This is a genomic window from uncultured Cardiobacterium sp. (genome assembly GCF_938028185.1).
Taxonomy (GTDB): Bacteria; Pseudomonadota; Gammaproteobacteria; order Cardiobacteriales; family Cardiobacteriaceae; genus Cardiobacterium.
The window spans coordinates 1-3,821 of the sequence record NZ_CALJAH010000146.1 but is presented as its reverse complement, the minus strand read 5'-3'; the positions used below and the strand labels follow the sequence as shown (position 1 = coordinate 3,821).

The window sequence follows — 3,821 nt, the reverse complement described above, 5'->3', positions numbered from 1 at the left end:
CAGGTTTGGAATTTTGTCGGGTTGCCGTGCAAGTTATAGTTTGGAAGGAAGTCTAGTAAAAAATCCCCGCCATGTGCGGGGATTTCTTCATACATAACAACGATAGAAACAAAAAAACCGTTACCCCGTCGCAAGAAGCGTATCCTGTTGCACCAAGCAAAGCCTGCCCGGAGTCCCGCGCAGGCTTTTCACCTGAAACAACAAAACCGGAGACCACACATGAAACACATCCTCCTCGCCGCCCTCGTCGGCATCGCCTGCCATGCCTACGCCGCACCGAAAGTCGTCACCACCATCAAGCCGCTGCACTCGCTGGTCGCGCAGGTGATGGACGGCGTCGGCGAACCCGAACTGCTCATCAAACAAGGCTCGCCGCACGGCTACCAAATGAAACCGGCAGATGCGAAAAACGTCGCCGAAGCCGACCTCGTCCTCTACGTCAGCCACGAACTCGAAACTTTCATGCCGCCGCTGCTCAAAAAAAGCGGCAAAGAGCACAGCATCGAATGGGCGGCGCTGCCCAACCTCTACCCGCTGCCGACCCGCCACGGCGGAATGTGGGAAGAAGGCGACGACGATGATGACCACGACCACGGCGACCATCACCACCATGAACATGAACACGGCCACGAACAGGGCCATGACCATCACGGCCACCACCACGGCGCCTACGACGCGCACCTCTGGCTAAGCATCGCGCGCAGCAAACTGCTGCTTGAGCAAACCGCGACCGAACTGGCCGCCATCGACCCCGCCAACGCCGCCAAATACAAAGACAACGCCGCCCAGGCCGCCGCCGACCTCGATGCGCTGAAAGCCGGCCTCACGACAAAACTGCAACCGGTACAAAAACGCCCGTTCATGGTTTTCCACGACGCCTACCAGTATTTTGAACAGGACTACGACCTCGACGCCGTCGGTACTGTGCGCGTTGACCCCGAACACGAGCCGGGCGCGAAACGCATCAGCGAACTGCACCAAATGATTGCCGACCACAAAATCGTCTGCCTCTTCAGCGAACCGCAATTCCCGGCGAAAATCGTCACCAAACTGGCGGCAGACGGCAACGTCAAAACCGCCGTGCTGGACCCGGTTGGCGCCGACCTCGCCCCCGGCAAGACGATGTACCGCCAGCTCCTCACCAACCTCGCCGACAACCTCGCCGGCTGCCTCAAACCCTGAATCCCCAAAAGCGAATAACTCACACACCGCCCGCCACCGCGCGGGCTTTTTGTTGCCGGGGTCATCCCGTTATCGCCAATTTTCAGAACCTGTTCAAATTTTTGGGGAATCGCATTTTTCCGTATGCTTGTGTAGGGAAATGAAAACCGGGAAAACAGCTAATATGCCCCCTCTCTCGCTACGCGAGCAATGCTTGTCCCTGTGGGACTGGGACAGCTCGCGCAGCGACAAGCATTGCTTGCGAAGCAAGAGAGAGGGCTGGGGTGAGGGCAACAAAGCCATTGAAAAACAGTAAGTTCAGTTCATAATCTATATCGCTCACCCCCACCCCGTCCCTCCCCCGCTGCGGGCGCTGCGCGCCCTGCAAGGGAGGGGGAAATTCGGCGTAGCAATTCAAATTTATGTGGATAACCGGATTTTGAACAGGTCTCAGAGAATCAGGGCTGTTTACCCATTCAGCTCCTTATCCCTGCGAAGCGAGAGAAAGCGTTGGGAAGGAAATAACATCCATAACTTTGCCGCCACCGCCCTGTCACGCCGAATCATCCGCATCCGTTGTGGCACGGCGGTATCTCGCCATCCTCGCCCCACGCCAGCCTTGCCAGCCAGTCATCCGCTTCGGCTTCAGTCAGGTGCAAGCCGTCGCGTTGCCAGGCCGACTAGGCACGCTGCGCGTCTTCATAAAAAGACTGCCGCTTTTCCTCCTGCTCGATGTAATACACGATGGCGTCCTGCAACAGGCCATGCAGCGGGCGCTGTTGCGCATCTGCCAGCCATTGGGCGCGCTGTTGCAATTTTTCATCCAGCTCTATGATTGCATTCATAAAAATCCTCCGGTTATCTCACCGTTGCGCCAACCGCCTCACACCGCCCAAAAATACTGCACGCAGTGGAAAAACACCGGCGCGGCGAAGCAAAGCGAATCCATGCGGTCAAGCATCCCGCCGTGGCCTTCAATGAGATGCCCCCAGTCCTTGACGCCACGGTCGCGCTTGATGGCCGACATGACGAGGCCGCCGAGAAAACCCATCACATTGACAATAAACGCGATGGAAACCGCCTCCGCCGGACGGAATGGCGTAATCGCATACAGCGCACCGCCGAGCAATGCCGCGCTGCACACCCCGCCGACGGTGCCGATGACCGTTTTCGACGGCGACAGCGTCGGCATAATCCTCTTGCGGCCAAAGAGCTTGCCCCACACAAATTGCAGCACGTCGCTCGCTTGCACCACCGCCACGAGAAACAGCAGCAGCAGAATATTGTGGTCGTAGCCGGGAATGCGCAGATTGAGCAGCGCCGGAATATGCGAGATGCAATAGACGCTAATCATCACCGCCCATTGCGCCGTCGCCGCGCGCGCGAGGAAAAAGCGGCTGTCGCCGGAAAGCGAGGCGGCAATCGGCATAAAAAGAAAGGCATAAACCGGAATAAACGTGGCGAACAGGCCGAGATTGCCCGCATACACCAGCACATATTGCAGCGGCAGAATGAAGTAATAACACAGCACCATCACCCGGTAATCACTGCGGCGGCTGTACACCAGCGAGAGAAACTCGCGCAGGGCAAAAAACGACACCAGCCAGAACAAAAACACCGTGCCGCCGCGACCGACGGTAAACGCCGCCGCCAGCACCGCCGACATCCACCACCACGCATGAACGCGCGCGCGCAGATTGGCAAGCGTCGGCGTCGCGCCGCGACGGGCGATGAGCCAGTGCGTCGTGCCGCTCGCCGCCAACAAAATCAACAACATCGTGGCAAACAGCCACGCGATAACGTGCTCACTCATAAACCGCGCTCCTCTTGCCGCAACACCGGTTGCAGCGCCAATAACGTCGCCTGGGCGAAAGCGAGAAAATCCTCCTTCTCCGGGAAATCGCCGCCGCGGAACGGCTGGCCGAAGCGCACACTGCACAACATCGGCACCGGCAGCAGTCTGCCCTTGGGCAGGACGCGCTGAATATTGTGAATCCACACCGGCACCAGCTCGCACTCCGGCCGCGCCATGGCGAGGTGATACAGCCCGCTCTTGAACGGCTGCAGCAGCACATTGTCATTGGCATTGCGCGTCCCCTCCGGGAAAATCAACAAATCGGCGCCCGCGTCCATCGCCTCCGCCATCTGCAACACCGCCGCCTGCGGCTCGCCGCTCTGGCGCGCGACCAACACCATATTGAACACCTTCAGCGCGATAAAACGGCGCAACGGCGACTTCAGCCAATAATCAGCGGCGGCGACCGGGCGCAATTGCCGCCGCAGCAGCCGCGGCAGCGATACCCAGATGAGCATAAAATCACCGTGGCTGTTGTGATTGGCATAAAAAACGCGACCAGCGGCGGCGCGGGCGCGCAAATGCGGCAGGGGCTGCGAATGCGCACCGGTGAGAAGAATCACCAGCGCAGACAGACACTTGTCTATCCAGACGGCGAGAAAATGGCGATGGTTTCGGGGATTCATGACAGCATTCCGTGAAAAGATGCCCGCGATTTTACCGCCAACCGCAGGCGGTTCACCATCGCGCTGCATCCTCCCGCCGCCGGAGATTCCCGTATGACATCCGGCCGGAAGCGTATATAGCGTATATAGCGATACTCACAAAGTTCTGTACAAGGCGCACCGCTGAAGACAGTACGTGG

At 58.8% G+C, this 3,821-nt stretch carries 4 protein-coding genes; 1 reads left to right on the top strand and 3 read right to left on the bottom strand.

Features of this window, described 5'->3' with window-relative positions:
• Positions 1 to 219: 219 nt before the first annotated feature.
• Positions 220 to 1,182: a zinc ABC transporter substrate-binding protein gene (locus tag Q0349_RS04475; protein WP_298079679.1), complete on the top strand. Its 963-nt coding sequence runs from the start codon at positions 220 to 222 to the stop codon at positions 1,180 to 1,182.
• A 659-nt stretch (positions 1,183 to 1,841) separates the two neighbouring features.
• Here Q0349_RS04475 and Q0349_RS04470 read toward each other — a convergent pair.
• The 3 genes from Q0349_RS04470 to Q0349_RS04460 are packed head-to-tail and all read right to left on the bottom strand — an operon-like array spanning position 1,842 to position 3,642.
• Positions 1,842 to 2,006: a hypothetical protein gene (locus Q0349_RS04470; RefSeq protein WP_298079678.1), complete on the bottom strand. Its 165-nt coding sequence runs from the start codon at positions 2,004 to 2,006 to the stop codon at positions 1,842 to 1,844.
• A 38-nt stretch (positions 2,007 to 2,044) separates the two neighbouring features.
• Positions 2,045 to 2,974: a phosphatidate cytidylyltransferase gene (locus tag Q0349_RS04465; RefSeq protein ID WP_298079677.1), complete on the bottom strand. Its 930-nt coding sequence runs from the start codon at positions 2,972 to 2,974 to the stop codon at positions 2,045 to 2,047.
• The gene (locus tag Q0349_RS04460) at positions 2,971 to 3,642 is read right to left on the bottom strand and encodes a lysophospholipid acyltransferase family protein (protein ID WP_298079676.1); all 672 of its coding nucleotides are present in this window, start codon (positions 3,640 to 3,642) and stop codon (positions 2,971 to 2,973) included. The genes Q0349_RS04465 and Q0349_RS04460 overlap by 4 nt, the downstream gene beginning before the upstream one ends.
• Positions 3,643 to 3,821 lie beyond the last annotated feature (179 nt).